This is a genomic window from Stutzerimonas frequens, assembly GCF_024448335.1.
In the GTDB taxonomy this organism is placed as follows: Bacteria; Pseudomonadota; Gammaproteobacteria; order Pseudomonadales; family Pseudomonadaceae; genus Stutzerimonas; species Stutzerimonas frequens.
On the sequence record NZ_JAMOHM010000005.1, the window covers coordinates 128,710 to 144,454 of the forward strand.

The 15,745-nt window shown below is 64.9% G+C and carries 11 protein-coding genes; 4 read left to right on the top strand and 7 right to left on the bottom strand.

What is annotated here, in order from left to right:
• Positions 1 to 79 precede the first annotated feature (79 nt).
• From NAO55_RS09350 to NAO55_RS09360, 3 genes are all read left to right on the top strand, one after another.
• Positions 80 to 1,927, top strand: coding sequence for a cyclic-di-GMP receptor FimW-related protein (locus tag NAO55_RS09350; protein ID WP_102838784.1), 1,848 nt, complete (start codon positions 80 to 82; stop codon positions 1,925 to 1,927).
• Between the two features lie 61 nt (positions 1,928 to 1,988).
• Positions 1,989 to 4,055: an EAL domain-containing response regulator gene (locus tag NAO55_RS09355; RefSeq protein ID WP_102838785.1), complete on the top strand. Its 2,067-nt coding sequence runs from the start codon at positions 1,989 to 1,991 to the stop codon at positions 4,053 to 4,055.
• Between the two features lie 128 nt (positions 4,056 to 4,183).
• A complete protein-coding gene (locus NAO55_RS09360) occupies positions 4,184 to 5,257 on the top strand; it encodes an NAD(P)-dependent alcohol dehydrogenase (protein ID WP_063540825.1) in 1,074 nt (357 codons plus the stop codon).
• 45 nt (positions 5,258 to 5,302) lie between these two features.
• On the opposite strand, the gene serB is transcribed toward NAO55_RS09360, so the two are convergent.
• Positions 5,303 to 6,517, bottom strand: coding sequence for a phosphoserine phosphatase SerB (serB, locus tag NAO55_RS09365; protein ID WP_063540824.1), 1,215 nt, complete (start codon positions 6,515 to 6,517; stop codon positions 5,303 to 5,305).
• A gap of 219 nt (positions 6,518 to 6,736) precedes the next feature.
• On the opposite strand from serB, the gene NAO55_RS09370 reads away from it, so the two are divergent.
• Positions 6,737 to 8,269 carry an AhpA/YtjB family protein gene (locus NAO55_RS09370; RefSeq protein WP_102838786.1) on the top strand — a complete coding sequence of 511 codons (1,533 nt, stop codon included), beginning with the start codon at positions 6,737 to 6,739 and terminating at the stop codon, positions 8,267 to 8,269.
• Positions 8,270 to 8,411: 142 nt separating this feature from the next.
• On the opposite strand, the gene NAO55_RS09375 is transcribed toward NAO55_RS09370, so the two are convergent.
• The 6 genes from NAO55_RS09375 to NAO55_RS09400 form a co-directional block, all read right to left on the bottom strand.
• Positions 8,412 to 9,116 carry a PqiC family protein gene (locus NAO55_RS09375; RefSeq protein ID WP_102838787.1) on the bottom strand — a complete coding sequence of 235 codons (705 nt, stop codon included), beginning with the start codon at positions 9,114 to 9,116 and terminating at the stop codon, positions 8,412 to 8,414.
• Positions 9,117 to 9,301: 185 nt separating this feature from the next.
• Complete coding sequence (parC, locus tag NAO55_RS09380) at positions 9,302 to 11,554, bottom strand: DNA topoisomerase IV subunit A (RefSeq protein WP_102838788.1); 2,253 nt, start codon at positions 11,552 to 11,554, stop codon at positions 9,302 to 9,304.
• On the bottom strand, positions 11,551 to 12,078 hold the full coding sequence (locus tag NAO55_RS09385; protein ID WP_102838789.1) for a retropepsin-like aspartic protease family protein: 528 nt from the start codon (positions 12,076 to 12,078) through the stop codon (positions 11,551 to 11,553). The genes parC and NAO55_RS09385 overlap by 4 nt, the downstream gene beginning before the upstream one ends.
• Complete coding sequence (locus NAO55_RS09390; protein WP_102838790.1) at positions 12,075 to 13,058, bottom strand: esterase-like activity of phytase family protein; 984 nt, start codon at positions 13,056 to 13,058, stop codon at positions 12,075 to 12,077. The genes NAO55_RS09385 and NAO55_RS09390 overlap by 4 nt, the downstream gene beginning before the upstream one ends.
• The gene (parE, locus tag NAO55_RS09395; RefSeq protein ID WP_102838791.1) at positions 13,055 to 14,941 is read right to left on the bottom strand and encodes a DNA topoisomerase IV subunit B; all 1,887 of its coding nucleotides are present in this window, start codon (positions 14,939 to 14,941) and stop codon (positions 13,055 to 13,057) included. The genes NAO55_RS09390 and parE overlap by 4 nt, the downstream gene beginning before the upstream one ends.
• A 117-nt stretch (positions 14,942 to 15,058) precedes the next feature.
• Positions 15,059 to 15,664, bottom strand: a complete 606-nt coding sequence (locus NAO55_RS09400) for a YqiA/YcfP family alpha/beta fold hydrolase (protein WP_102838792.1) — start codon at positions 15,662 to 15,664, stop codon at positions 15,059 to 15,061.
• Between the last annotated feature and the right edge of the window lie 81 nt (positions 15,665 to 15,745).

Consider the following 15,745-nt stretch of genomic DNA (forward strand, 5'->3'; position numbering starts at 1 on the left):
CATTATTCAGTTCTGCCCGCTGCGGCAGATATTGATAGAGTTCTCATTACTCATGCCTTAAATCGCTGCGGAGCCATCGTTGGATAGACAGAGCCATCATCTGCTGTTGCGCGCACCCGCACCGACTCGGCAGAGCCTGTCCTTCTGCGATGCCAGCGTGCGCGGCGTATCCGCCTGGCTCGCCGGGCTGCCCAAAGCCAACATCGGTGAGACCGCACGTCAGCTGTATCAGGCCCTGATCGAGCTCAACCAGCTTCGCATTGGGTCCGAAACCAGGCTGCAGATACTCGAGCTGCTGCGCCCGGACGTGCACTTCGTTTGCCGGCAGCTGGAAAAGCACTACGTCAACCAGCCAATCGTGCTGGCCGAGCGCCCGCGCAAGGTCGCCGGCCTTTGCCAGGCACTGCAGAACCACCTGGCGGTCGGCTACAAGCTGATCGTCGTTCGCGTGGTCTCCCAACCCAACCGCGACCGCCACCAGCTGTTTTCCGTCGCACTGCAGCGTGCCGTTCACAGCCTGGGCGCGCTGCTCGTGCGCTCGACTCAACTCTACGGGCCGCCCGCACCCGGTCTCTGGCTGGAGATGCATCAGCTCTATCAATTGGCGGTCGAACACGGCGTCGAGCGTCTCCTGGTCCGCGATCCGCTGGCGCAGCACGGCCCCGGCCTGAGCACCGAGCAGAGCTATATCGCCGCGCTGCTGCTCGGCTGTGCGCGCTGCAACCAGATGCGTCAGCAAAACATCATCAAGCTGGCCGCGGCGCTCGAAGCCTGGAGCGCGCTGCCATTGATCCAGGCCGGCAGCCTGGCCAGCAGCCTGTTCCTGTTTTCCCCGACGGTAGACGGCCCACCACGCTATCGCTCGTTGTTGCCAGATGCACAACAGCTGCATCTGCTCGGTATCGATACCCGTCCACTGGTCGACCTGATCGAGGAACACCTGCGCCTGGCTGCGGAAAACCGCCAGCTGACCAACCTCCCGGCGGCCAACGGTCTCGATGACGATCTGCTGCGCCATCTGAGCTCGGCCTGGGGCGCGATTTCCGAACGCACCTTCCAGCGCACCCCGGCACAGGGTGTACTCAGCCTGTGCATCGGCATGACCGCGCTGCATTTTCAGCTAGCCGGCCAACGATCCTTCAATGAGGTGCTGGAGCAGCCCGACGCATCGAACCGCGCGGTATTCAAGCTGCACAATGGCGCAACAGATGTCTGGGCCAGCGCTTTCGACGCCCAGAGCACCGCTACCGAGCTGCCGCCGGACCAGGATCATATCGAGTTCATCAGCCCTACCCGCGTACGCGCCACTCCCACTCTAGCGGCTCGCGCAAACAACACCGATCCGGTCCCGACAAGCAGATCGACAACATGCGAAAGCCACCCGATTCATCAGGTCCAGCTGGTCGATCACAGCCCGGGCGGCTACTGCCTGGCCTGGGAAGGCGAAGTCCCCGGCCTGCTGCAGACTGGCGAGTTGCTGGGGCTGCGCGAAGGTGACGGGCAGAGCTGGAGCATCGCCGTGGTGCGCTGGATTCGCCAAGTCCGCGGGGGCGTCACGCAGATGGGGGTCCAGCTGATCGCACCGCAGGCCCAACCCTGCGGCCTGCGCCTGCTGCGCAAGGTCGATCAGGGCAGCGAGTACCTTCGTGCCCTGCTGTTGCCCGAGATCGGCGCCATCTCCCAGCCAGCGATGCTGATTGCGCCACGCCTGCCCTTCCAGGAGGGGCACAAGGTCCTGATCAATCACAACGGCGAGGAACAGCGCGCCATTCTGCACCGACGCCGTGGCAGCAGCGGAAACTACAACCAGTTCGAGTATCGCTCACTTGGCCAGCTGGCACCGGAGCGAGAGACCTCGTTCACAGGCTGGAAAGCCCACACGAGCGGCGGGGATGAAGATTTTGACTCACTCTGGAAGTCGCTGTAGATTGCCGATTCTCGCATTCTTGCCTGCCCGCGCCGCACCGGCGCGCACTTAAGCTGTTGCCATGGCCCTGCAAAAGAAAACCATCCGCCTGCTGATTCTTGAAGACTCGCAGAACGAAGCCGAGCGCCTGGTCAGCCTCTTCCGCAATGCCGGACAGGCGACCCGGGTGCATCGACTCACCTCCAGCGACGATCTGGCCGAAGCCCTGACACAAATCTGGGATCTGCTGATCAGTGCGCCGCAGAGCGAGAATCTCGACCCCAGCGAGGCGATCAGCGCTATTCGCCGGCAAGCCAAGGACATCCCGATCATCCAGCTGACCGCCGGCAACGACGCCGAAGCGATCACCGATGCGCTGATGCTCGGCGCCCAGGACGCGTTGCCACAGGGCGAGGATGAATGGCTGCTGCTGGTAGCCAACCGCGAACTGGCCAACCTCGAGGAGCGACGCGCCCGACGCTCGGCCGAAGTCGCGCTGCGCGAGGCGGAGAAACGTTGCCAGCTGCTGCTCGACAGCTCCGTCGACGCCATCGCCTACGTTCACGACGGCATGCATATCTATGCCAACCGTGCCTACCTCGAGCTGTTCGGCTACGACGACGTCGAGGATCTGGAAGGCATGCCGATGATCGACCTGATCGGCGGTGCCGACCAGAGCCGGTTCAAGACCTTCCTGAAAAACTACCAGACCCTCGAAGGCAGCGCCGAATTGGCCTGCGGCGGGGTTCGCGCCGACGGCGAAGCGCTGAAGATGCGCATGAGCTTCTCGCCAGCCGCCTATGACGGCGAGCCTTGCATCCAGGTGGTGATCCGCGCCGAGAGCGACAGCGCCGAACTGCAGAAGCTCCGCGAGATCAGCAGCCAGGATCCAGTGACCGGCCTGCTCAACCGCAACAGCTTTGTCGAAGTCATGGATACCGCGGTCGAGCGCGCGGTCAACGCAGGCCAGAGCGCGACCCTGGCATACATCCGCATCGACCGTTTCGCTGCATTGCAGGCCGATATCGGCCTGACCGACTCCGACCAGCTGCTCAGCCAGCTGGCCACCCTGCTGCGCGGGCACTTCCCGAGCGACACCCAGCTGGCGCGCTTCGCCGATGATGTGTTCACCGTGCTGCAACCCGGCGTCATACCGCAGCAGGCCGAAGCGGAACTGCGTGCGCTGCTTGGCAAGGTCGAAGGGCATCTGCTCGATGTAGGCGGGCGCACGGTGCAGGTCACCCTCAGCATCGGTGTCGCCGGCCTCGACGAAAAGACCGCCAAGGCCCAGGACGCCATCGAGCGCGCGCACCGCTGCGCCGATGAGCTGAGCGACGGCAATGCGCTGAAGATCTATAACCCCGCCGACGAGCTGGCCGCCGCGGCGAACCGCGGCGATATCGCCGCCATGCTCAAGCAGGCACTGGAGAACAACAGCTTCCGGCTGCTGTTCCAGCCGATCATCAGCCTGCGCGGCGACAACTTCGAGCATTACGAAGTCCTGCTGCGACTGCTCGACCCCCAAGGCGCGGAGGTACCGCCCAACGAGTTTCTCAGCGCCGCCAGCGAGGCCGGCCTGGCCAGCAAGATCGACCGCTGGGTCATTCTCAATTCCATCAAGCTGCTCGCCGAACATCGCGCCAAGGGCCATAGCACCCGCTTGTTCCTGCACCTGTCCGCGGCCAGCATCCAGGACGCCAGTCTGCTGCCCTGGCTCGGCGTCGTACTCAAGGCCTCGCGCCTGCCCGGCGACTCACTGGCCTTCGAGTTCGGCGAAGCCGATGCCGTCACCTATCTCAAACCAGCCAAGGCATTAGCACAGGGCCTGAGCGGCCTCGGTTGCCGAATTGCCCTGGCCCAGTTCGGCTGCGTGCTGAACCCCTTCAACACGCTCAAGCACCTGGATGCCGAGTTCATCAAGGTCGACGGCTCCTATACCCAGGATCTGAGCCGCCAGGAAAATCAGGAAGCGCTCAAGACGCTGCTGGCCGAGCTGCACGAGCAGCGCAAGCAGAGCATCGTGCCTTTCGTCGAAAGCGCCACGGTACTCGCCACGCTCTGGCAGGCCGGCGTCAGCTATATCCAGGGGCATTACCTGCAGGGCCCCAGCCAGTCGATGGACTACGACTTCTCCTCCGACGAGGAGTGAGCCCGGCTGGCCCAGCGGCCAAGACAGACTCCTCCTGCCAACTCGCCCTGAGTTGATCGTGGTCATCCGCTGGCCGCAACGTTGGGCTAGAGTGTCCGGACGTCTTCACTTTCAGGAGGAGTCGTGCCATGGCCATGATGAAAGCCGCCGTGTTCGTCGAACCCGGGCGCATCGAACTGCAGGACAAACCCATACCCGAGATCGGCCCGAACGATGCGCTGTTGCGGATCACCACGACAACCATCTGTGGCACCGATGTTCACATTCTCAAGGGCGAGTACCCGGTTGCCCCAGGACTGACCATTGGCCACGAGCCGGTGGGCGTCATCGAAAAGCTGGGCAGCAATGTCAGGGGCTACCAGGAGGGCCAGCGCGTGATCGCCGGCGCCATCTGCCCGAGCTTCACCTCCTACGCCTGCCAGGACGGCCTGCCGTCGCAGGATGGCGGCTGCTCGTGCCACGGTTACAAGCCCATGGGCGGCTGGCGTTTCGGCAACACCATCGACGGCACCCAGGCCGAATACGTGCTGGTGCCCGACGCCCAGGCCAACCTGGCGCCGGTGCCGGACGGCCTGACCGACGAGCAGGTGTTGATGTGTCCGGACATCATGTCCACCGGGTTCGCCGGCGCCGAGGCCGCCAACATCAAGATCGGCGACATCGTGGTGATCTTCGCCCAAGGCCCCATCGGCCTGTGTGCTACTGCCGGAGCCAGACTGCGTGGCGCTGGCACCATCATCGCAGTGGACGGCGTCGATGCGCGGCTGGATATCGCGCGCAAGATGGGTGCGGATGTGACGCTCAACTTCCGCAATGTCGACGTGGTGGACGAGGTGCTCAAGCTGACCGGCGGCCGCGGCGTCGACGCTTCCATCGAGGCGCTGGGCCTGCAATCGACATTCGAGAGCGCGTTGCGAGTACTCAAGCCGGGCGGCACGCTGTCCAGCCTCGGCGTCTATTCCAGTGACCTGACCATTCCGCTCGGCGCCTTCCACGCCGGCCTGGGCGACAACAAGATCGTCACCTCGCTCTGCCCCGGCGGCAAGGAGCGCATGCGCCGGCTGCTCAACGTGGTGGCTTCAGGGCGAGTCGATCTCGGCCCGCTGGTGACCCATCAGTATGCGCTGGCCGATATCAATGACGCCTACGATCTCTTCGCCAACCAGCGCGACGGGGTGCTGAAGGTAGCGATCAAGCCCTGAGGCCTGACGGCGACGGGCTGATGCCGCAGTATCAGCCCGTCGCCGTCACTCGGAGCCTTCGCGATCGCGGAAGCCCAGCAGATAGAGGATGCCGTCCAGCCCCAGCGTGGAGATCGCCTGCTTGGCCGACTGCTTGACCAGCGGCTTGGCGCGGAAGGCGACGCCGAGGCCGGCCAGACCGAGCATCGGCAGATCGTTGGCGCCATCGCCAACGGCAATGGTCTGCTCCAGACACAACCCTTCCTGCTCGGCCAGCTGACGCAACAGATCGGCCTTGCGCTGGGCATCGACGATGGGCTCGACCGCCACGCCGGTGACTTTGCCATTCTCGATCTGCAATTCGTTGGCGAATACGTAGTCGATGCCCAGCTTGGCCTGCAGCTGCTTGGCGAAGTAGCTGAAGCCGCCGGACAGAATCGCGGTCTTGTAGCCCAGACGCTTGAGCTCGGCGAACAGCACCTCGGCACCCTCGGTCAGCCGCAGGCTGGCGCCGATATCGGCGAGGACGTTCTCTGACAGCCCCTCGAGCAGCGCCAGGCGCTCCTTGAAGCTGGCGCGAAAGTCCAGTTCGCCGCGCATGGCGCGCTCGGTGATCTCGGACACCTGTTCACCGACGCCAGCGGCCTTGGCCAGCTCGTCGATGACCTCAGCCTCGATCAGCGTCGAATCCATGTCGAACACGGCCAGGCGGCGGTTGCGCCGGTAGACCGAGTCGCGCTGGAAGGCGATGTCGACGTTCAGCTCCTGAGCCACGCTGAGAAACTCGGCGCGCAATGCGGCGGTGTCGGCAGGCTCGCCACGCACCGAAAACTCGATGCAGCCCTTACCTTGTTCTTCGGGCATGTCCAGCGGCATGCGTCCGGACAGACGATCGATGTGATCGATGTTGAGGCCATACTTGGCGGTGATCGAACTGACCCGCTGCAGCTGCTCGGCGGTGACCTTGCGAGTCAGCAGCGTGACGATGTGCCGAGCCTTGCCCTGGCCGGCCACCCAGTGCTGATAATCGGCCTCGGAGACAGGCGTGAAGCGCACCTGCTGGTCGTGCTTGTAGCCCATGAACAGCACGTCCTTGAGCACTGACGAGGCACGCTCATTGTCGGGTATCTCGATCAGGATGCCGAACGACAGGGTGTCATGGATCACTGCCTGGCCGATGTCGAGAATGTTCACGCCTCCCTGGGCGAGCACGCCGGTGATGGCCGCGGTCAGGCCCGGACGGTCTTCACCGGTGATGTTGATCAGGACGATTTCGCGCAAGGCGCAGCTCCCATGACAGGCAATGAAGGCCGGCATTCTACATCAGCTCGCCGTGCGCCAGGACAGCGTCCTACGACTTCGCCTGCAAGCCCTGCGTGCCGCGTCCTCTTTAGCTAGACGCTCCCACGCAATTCGTCAGCTGATAGCTGCAGACCTTCAGCGCCCACCGTGCTTTCCGTATACTGCTCGGCAATTTCCCGACGAGAAGAGCCGCGCTCTGTGAACCGGCCCGCATCCGTAAAGCCCGACAACTTCTTTCTCATGCTCTACCGCGCAGTGCGCCAGCATCGCGTGCCACTGGTGCTGCGTATCGCCAGCCACACGCTGCTGCTGGTGGCGCTGGCGCTGATCATCTATGCCTGGGTGATCGGCATGCAGTTCAAGCACGCCATGGAACAGCAGGCCGATGCCCTCGGCCAGAGTCTGGTGACACAGACGGCGGCGTCGGCCACCGACCTGCTGGTGGCCAACGACATCCTCAGCCTCAACGTGCTGCTGAGCAATCTGGTGAAGAACCCGCTGGTCGCCCATGCGGCGATCTACAGCGTGGACAATCGCGTGCTGGCCGAGTCCGGCACGCGCCCACAGCAGGGCTTGCTAGGGGACGACAATGGCCTCTACTCGACGCCGATCAGCTTTCAGGAGGTGATCGCCGGGCACCTGCGTGTCAGCCTCGACATGCAGCAGTTCCAGCAGCCGATGACCATCAGCCTGCAAAGCATGGGCCTGCTCAGCCTGATTCTGCTGGCGCTGACCCTGACCCTGAGCATGCGCCTCGGCCGCCAGCTATCCACGCCGCTGATGCAGATGCGCCTCTGGCTGCGCGACCCGGACGATCCGGCACCGGGCGCCGGGCGGCAGGACGAAATCGGCGATCTCGCCCGGCAACTGCAGGCGCGTCTGGTACCGGAGAAGCCAGAGCCGGAGCTTGACCTCAGCGATGCACTGGACGAGGACTATTTCGAGCAGGACGCAGATCGCTCCGCCCAAGACAGCCCGAGCCTGTCTCGCCCCGAGCGCTTCGAGGCCGACCTGGACGAAGACCAGCCGCAGCGTCAGGTGCGGCTGTCGGCAAACAGCGACGACGATCTGGAGATAGCGGACGACGAACCGCCATTCGACAGCCCCGCTCCCGCCAGCCGGGCTCCGCAGCCGACGGCCGCGCCACGCTCGACGCGCAGCGCCGTGCTGGCCATCCAGCTCGGCAATCAGGATCAGCTGCGCCGCCTGCCGCGCGAGCGCCTGACCGAACTGCTGCAACGCTACCGTGATTGCCTCCAGCAGGCGGCGACGCTCTACCAGGCCGAGCTGCATACGCTCAACGACGGCAGCAGTCTGATGCTGTTCCATAGTCAGGACGACGAGCAGAATTACCTCACCCATGCCATCTGCTGCGGCGAGCTGATGCGCGCGCTTGGCCATGCCCTGCAGATCGACCTCGCCGACAGTGGTATCACCCTGCAGCTGCAACTGGGCCTGACCCAGGGCGACAACCTGTTCGATCTCGGCCAGGGTGACCTGCTGCTCAGCGAAGCGGCACAGGCTGCACTGGAGATGTCGCTGCACAGCCGTAATCTGCTGCTGGTCGAGCGCAGCATCAGCGACGACCGCCTGATCCAGCAACGTGCCCGCATCCGCCCCATCGCCAGCCCGGAAGGCGCCTGCTGCGTCGAGCGCCTGCTCGACCCGTACCCGTCATTGCTGGAGCGTCAGCTCACGCGCATGCACGAGCTACGCAGCCGCATTCACTGACGCAAGCCATACGATCGCTTTCAAGCGAGTCGCGCGGCGAGCATGCCCGCAGAGGCAACCAGCCCGAGAGAACGAAAAAGCCCGACCAGATCGCTGGCCGGGCTTTGTCATAGCACGGGCTGCAACAGCCGCCGCAACAGGGTCAGAAGCGAAACACTTCCATGTCGGTGCGGATAGGTTCGGCGGCCGGGATCCGCGGTGCCGGCGCTTCGGCAGATTTGACCGGCGGCTTGGCTGGCGCAGGCTTGGGCGCCATCTTCGCCACTAGGGTCGGCTCAACCGCCTGCGCCAACATCTCGCTCAGTCGCTGAAGCAACTGACTCTGCGCACGTACCTGGTCTGTTGCCGTGCCCTGATGCTCCTCCTGCAGCCGCACCAGGCGAGTGCCCAGATGCTTGCCCGCCTTGTCCCTGAGCCGCCACTGCGCCTCGAGCACCGCCGGGTACTGCGGACCGGAATCCAGACGCGAGATCGACAGCTCGATCTGTACCTCCGCCGCGAACCCCTCTTCAGCCGGGCCGAGCACGAGGCTCTGGGTGTCTAGGCGCCAGGCCAGCTGACGCAGCAACAGCTGCTCGATATCACCCTTCAGGCTGCCCGCCCAGCGTGCCTGCTGATCATCGGCAGCCAGGCTGCCATCGGCCAGGCGCTGCAGCAGAGCATCGCGCTGCAGGTAGTCGGCCAACGCCACCGGCGCCAGCAGCACGGACGCTCCATCGGTTCTTTCAGGCACCTCGGTCGTACCGCTGTCGAGCCGATACATCGGCGCCGGCTTGAGCCCGGTGCAGCCAGTCAAGCCAATGCTGGCCAGCAACAAAACAGTCGGAACACGCAGCAAGTTCTTCATTACCGTCATAACACCAAAATTCTTCTGGCCGCCTGCGGCCCTACGGCCAGCAATGCCTCGTGCATATGTAGCGCGCCGGAAAACGAATAAGCGACGCGGAAGAAAAGCACCGGCGACATGCCGCAGGCTGGAAAGGCCGCTATCTTCCGTGAAAGCGGCCGTCGATTCCAGCGCCAATGCGCTGGTCAGACCTCAACCTGCAGCCCTTCGACACGCTGGAAGCCGCGTGGCAGCTTGTTGCCGCGCCGCCCGCGCTCGCCCTTGTAATGCTCGAGGTCTTCGGCCTTGAGCGACAGCGTGCGCTTACCGGCCTGCAACAGCAACGTCGCGCCGGCGGGCAATACCGCCAGATCGACCAGATACTCCTCGCGACTGGCCACCCGCTCGCCAGGAATGCCAATGATCTTGTTGCCCTTGCCCTTGCCCAGCTGAGGCAGATCGCGCACCGGGAACACCAGCAGACGGCCTTCGGTCGTCACGGCAGCCAGCCAGTCCTCCTCGCGATTGGCCAGGGGGCGCGGGGCGACGACGCGGGCGCCGGTCGGCAGCGAGAGCAGTGCCTTGCCAGCCTTGTTCTTGGCCTGCAGGTCCTCGCCCTTGACGACAAAGCCATAGCCGGCATCCGAGGCGATCACATAGAGCGCCTCGTCGTCGGGCAACAGCACGCATTCGAAGCTGGCGCCTGGCGGCGGGGTCAGCCGGCCGGTGAGCGGCTCGCCCTGGCCACGTGCCGAAGGCAACGAGTGCGCCGCCAGCGAATAGCTGCGTCCAGTGGAGTCGATGAACACCGCATATTGATTCGAGCGCCCGGCCGCAGCCGCCTTGAAGCCATCCCCGGCCTTGTAGGACAGTCCGCCGGCATCGACATCGTGGCCCTTGGCGCAGCGCGCCCAGCCCTTGTCGGAGATCACCACGGTGACCGGCTCGGACGGCAGCAGCTCGTTTTCCGACAGCGCACGGGCCTCGGCACGCTCGACGATCGGCGAGCGACGGTCATCGCCGTAGGTTTCCGCGTCCTCGATCAGTTCCTTGCGCACCAGCTTCTTCAGCTTGCTTTCGCTGCCCAGCAGCGCCAGCAGTTTCTCGCGTTCCTTGGCCAGCTCGTCCTGCTCGCCGCGGATCTTCATCTCTTCCAGGCGCGCCAGCTGGCGCAGGCGGGTATCGAGGATGTAGTCGGCCTGCAGTTCGGACAATTCGAAACGCGCCATCAGCACCGGCTTGGGCTGATCCTCGGTCCGGATGATGTGGATCACCTCATCCAGATTGAGGAACGCCACCAAGAGGCCTTCCAACAGGTGCAGACGCTTCTCGACCTTGTCCAGGCGGAACTGCAGACGACGGCGCACGGTACCGATGCGGTAGGTCAGCCACTCGCTGAGCAGGGTGCGCAGGTTTTTCACCTGTGGACGCCCATCGAGGCCGATGACGTTGGTGTTGACCCGGTAACTGGACTCCAGATCGGTGGTGGCGAACAGGTGCTGCATCAGCGCCTCGACATCGACCCGATTGGAGCGCGGGATGATGACGATGCGGCAGGGGTTTTCGTGGTCCGATTCATCACGCAGGTCGGCCACCATCGGCAGCTTCTTGGCCTGCATCTGCCCGGCGATCTGCTCGAGCACCTTGGAGCCGGACACCTGGTGCGGCAGCGCGGTGACCACCACGTCGCCGTCTTCGACCCGGTAGACGGCACGCATGCGCACGGAGCCGCGGCCGGTTTCGTAGATTTTCAGCAGGTCCGCGCGCGGCGTGACGATCTCCGCCTCGGTCGGGAAATCCGGCCCCTGCACATGCTCGCAGAGCTGCTCGACGCTGGCATTCGGCTCGTCGAGCAGACGCACGCAGGCGGCGGCGACTTCACGCAGGTTGTGCGGCGGCACGTCGGTGGCCATGCCCACGGCGATGCCGGTGGTGCCGTTGAGCAGCAGGTTGGGCAGCCGCGCCGGCAGGGTCGCCGGTTCGTCGAGGGTGCCGTCGAAGTTCGGTACCCAGTCCACCGTGCCCTGCCCCAGCTCGGACAGCAGCACCTCGGAATAGCGTGACAGGCGCGCCTCGGTGTAGCGCATGGCGGCGAAGGACTTGGGATCGTCCGGCGCACCCCAGTTGCCCTGACCGTCGACCAGCGTGTAGCGATAGCTGAACGGCTGCGCCATCAGCACCATGGCCTCGTAGCAGGCGCTGTCGCCGTGCGGATGGAACTTGCCGAGCACGTCACCGACCGTGCGCGCCGACTTCTTGTGCTTGGCGTCGGCATTCAGGCCGAGCTCGCTCATGGCATAGACGATGCGCCGCTGCACCGGCTTCAAGCCATCGCCGATATGCGGCAGCGCGCGATCCATGATCACGTACATGGAGTAATTGAGGTACGCCTGCTCGGTGAAGTCGGCGAGGGAGCGCCGCTCCACGCCATCGAGGCTCAGGTCGAGGGATTCGCTCATGGTCGATCCGTTACATGCTGGCGCAGCACCAGGGTGCCGGCGCGCTGGGTGAATTCAAGTTGTTTCAGGGCGCTCATGCCGAGCAGAACCTGTTCGCTGCGAAAGCCGGGGGCGACGATGGCGCGCACATCGCGCAGCCTGATTTCGCCAAGTTCGAGACTTGGCAGCACGGTGCGATAGCCGGTGGTCTGGCCATTGGCGGTGTGCAGCATCACCGGTGCGCCACGCTCCAGCCCCAGCCGTTCGGCCAGCTCGGCCGGCACCGCGACATCGGTGGCGCCCGTGTCGAGCAGAAAGATGACCGCCTCGCCGTTGATCTTGCCGCTGGCAACGAAATGTCCCTGGACGTTGCCAGCCAGCTGCACCTCGACCTGCTCGCCCTCCAGCTGGGATACCGGTTGGCGGTTGGGGTTGACGCGATCTGCCTCCCAGGCGGCAAAGAAGCGTGTGGCCAGGAACAGCCCGATACCCCAGGCGAGCACCAGCATCACCCGCCCGGCACGACGCCCGGCCGTCTGGCTCAAGGCTTCGCACCCCAGCCGCCTTTCGGCGCGGAGAATCGCCAGACAATGGGACGCTTCTCGCCGTCACCGCGAGCCTTGCCGTTGTTGTCGACGCCAATCCAGGCGCCCTCTTCGTCGATCCACAGCGCTTCGGCATTACCGTAGGGCTCTGCGTAACGGCGCTCCTCGGTCAACGCCTCCTCGGCAAATGACCAGCAGCGCTCGACCGCACCAGTGGTGAGGCTGCGACGGCAGACGCGGTAGGCCGAGGGTTCCAGCACGAAGACCTTGTCGCCGAAGAACGCCACCGCCGAGAAGCTTTTCGGCAGTGGTGCATCGCCCAATGCAGGGGGCGGCGGCTGATCGCCACCCTCGGCCATCAGCACGCAGCCGCCCGTGCATTGCCAACTGCTCTGCTGGCGATGTAGTACCAGCAGCCCTCGGCGCTCACGCTCGGCGGCGAGCCAGAGGCGCTCTGCCTTCGGATCGACGGCGATGCCCTCGAACAATGCATTGAAATGCCAGAGCATGCCGCTGGCCCGCGCCTGGCGCACCAGCGATTCGGGCAGGCGCAGCCACTCCGCCGTGCCCGCCGGGCTCACCCGCAGCACGGCGGCATGCGCCTCGCTGACCAGATAGCGATTGCCCAGGCTGTCGCAGCTCAGCCCTTCGAAATCCAGGTGACCACCGCGTACGTGGCCACTGAGCCAGGTGCGCATGCGCATGCCCCAAGGCAAACCGCTATCCGGCGGAGGGCCGGCTTCGAAGCGCTCAGGCTCCGCCTGCCAGGGCGATACGCTGGTATCCAGACGATAGAGAACGTCATCCTCGCGGTCGGAAACGGCCCACAGCGCATCGCCACACCAGGCTATTCCGGACAGGTTGCCACCGCTCATACCCGCCACCGGATGCTCGCTCAACAGCTTCAGCTCGGGCGCCGGCTCGTTGGCCCAGAGCGGTGCCGACGCCAGACTCAGCAGCGCTAGCCAGCGACGGATCAAACCAGCACCTCCGCCAGGTTGCCCTTGGACTCGAGCCAGCTCTTGCGATCGCCGGCGCGCTTCTTCGCCAGCAGCATGTCCATGATTTCGCGGGTACCCTCGAAATCATCCAGGGTCAGCTGTACCAGGCGGCGAGTATTGGGGTCCATGGTGGTTTCCCGCAGCTGCGGCGGGTTCATTTCACCAAGGCCCTTGAAGCGCGTCACCTGAGGTTTGCCGCGGCGTTTCTCGGCCACCAGCCGCTCGAGAATGCCGTCGCGCTCGGCCTCGTCGAGCGCATAGAAGATGTCCTTGCCCAGGTCGATGCGGTACAGCGGCGGCATGGCGACATAGACATGGCCGGCCTCGACCAAAGGGCGGAAATGCTGAACGAACAGGGCGCAGAGCAACGTGGCGATATGCAGGCCGTCGGAGTCGGCATCGGCGAGGATGCAGATCTTGCCGTAGCGCAGCTGGGCCAGATCGGTGGCGCCCGGGTCGACGCCGATGGCCACGGCTATGTCGTGCACCTCCTGGCTGGCGAGCACCTCGCCGCCGTCGACTTCCCAGGTGTTCAGGATCTTGCCGCGCAGCGGCATGATCGCCTGGAACTCCTTGTCCCGTGCCTGCTTGGCGGAGCCGCCGGCCGAGTCGCCTTCGACTAGGAACAGCTCGGCGCGCATCGGGTCCTGCCCGGCGCAGTCGGCCAGCTTGCCGGGCAGCGCCGGGCCTTGGGTGATCTTCTTGCGCTCGACCTTCTTGCCGGCCTTGAGCCGGCGCCCGGCGTTGCTGATCGCCAGTTCCGCCAGCTGCATGCCCAGCTCCGGATGGGCGTTGAGCCAGAGGCTGAAGGCATCCTTGACCACGCCGGAGACGAAGGCGGCGGCCTCGCGGGACGACAGGCGTTCCTTGGTCTGCCCGGAGAACTGCGGCTCCTGCATTTTCATCGAGAGGACGAAGGCGATGCGCTCCCAGATGTCTTCCGGCGCCAGCTTCAGCCCACGCGGCAGCAGGTTGCGGAACTCGCAGAACTCGCGCATGGCGTCCAGCAGGCCTTGGCGCAGGCCATTGACATGGGTACCGCCCTGAGCCGTGGGAATCAGGTTGACGTAGCTCTCCTGAACGCTCTCGCCACCTTCCGGCAGCCACAGCAGCGCCCAGTCCACCGCCTCGGTATTGCCGGCCAGGGCGCCGACAAAGGGTTCGTCCGGCAGGCGCAGATACTCGCTGACCGAGTCCACCAAGTACGAACGAAGACCATCCTCGTAATGCCACTCCACCTTCTCACCGCTGGCCTTGTCCTCGAAGCTGACGCTCAGCCCCGGACAGAGGACAGCCTTGGCCTTGAGTACATGCTTGAGCCGGCTGATGGAGAATTTGGGGGAATCGAAGTATTTCGGATCGGCCCAGAAGCGCACGCTGGTACCGGTGTTGCGCTTGCCGACGCTGCCGATGACCTCCAGGTCGGTGGCCTTGAAGCCATCGGCGAAGCTCATGCGGTACTCGTTGCCGTCGCGCTTGACGGTCACTTCGACCCGCGTCGACAACGCGTTGACCACCGAGATGCCGACGCCGTGCAGACCACCGGAGAACTGATAGTTCTTGTTGGAGAACTTACCGCCCGCGTGCAGCTTGGTGAGGATCAGCTCGACGCCCGGCACGCCCTCTTCCGGGTGAATGTCCACCGGCATGCCACGGCCGTCGTCGATCACTTCCAGCGAATTGTCTTGATGCAGGATCACCTGGACCGAGCGGGCGTGGCCGGCGAGGGCTTCGTCGACGCTGTTGTCGATGACTTCCTGGGCCAGGTGGTTGGGCCGCGAGGTGTCGGTGTACATGCCGGGGCGCTTGCGCACCGGATCGAGGCCGGAAAGAACCTCGATGGCTTCTGCGGTATAAGACATCTGTCTGGCACTGTCCTTATGTTCTGAACAATCGGCCCATGCGAGCCACGAATAATCGGCGAGTCATGCGGTATCGCCAGTGCGCACTCGCGCTACCGTTGCCGCCGCGACACGCTGTCAGAGCCGCCCCAACCAAAGCTGCGGGTCGAAACCGGCGAAGGCCAGCAATGCCGGCAGGCGCTCCTCGAACCCCTGGAAACCGTGGTCGCCACCCGCCTGGATACGCAGCGCACAGCCACGGTAGAACTGCGCCGCGTCACGGTAATCCAGCGTCTCATCGCCCGTCTGCAGCCATACCTGATAGCGCTCGGCGTCCTCGGGAGACGAGGTCTCCAGCTCCGCCAGTGCGGCCACATGGTCCTCGGTCAGGTCCCAGACTTCCCCACTGTAGAGATTGGTCTGCGGCCCGAGATAACCGTCGAAGCGGCGATGCGGCATCACCGCCGGATTGATGAGCAGCGCCTTGAGGCCATGGCGCTCGGCGAGGTGGGTCGCATAGTAGCCGCCGAGCGAGCTGCCGACCAGCAACGGCCGGCCGAGCTCGGCGATGCAGGCTTCGAGCTGGGCGATGGCCTGGCGCGGGTGGTGATGCAGCGCCGGCACCCGCAGCCGATCGGCAAGGCCAAGCTGGTCCAACGCAGCGGACAGCTGGCTCGCCTTCTGCGAAAGCGGCGAACTGTTGAGGCCATGGAGATAGAGTATCGAGGGCGGGTAACTGGACATGAATACAGTTCGTTGAAAAACCGCAAGGCTACAAGGCGCATACCGCCGACTGCAAGCGAACCGCCCGGGACGAACGCCACT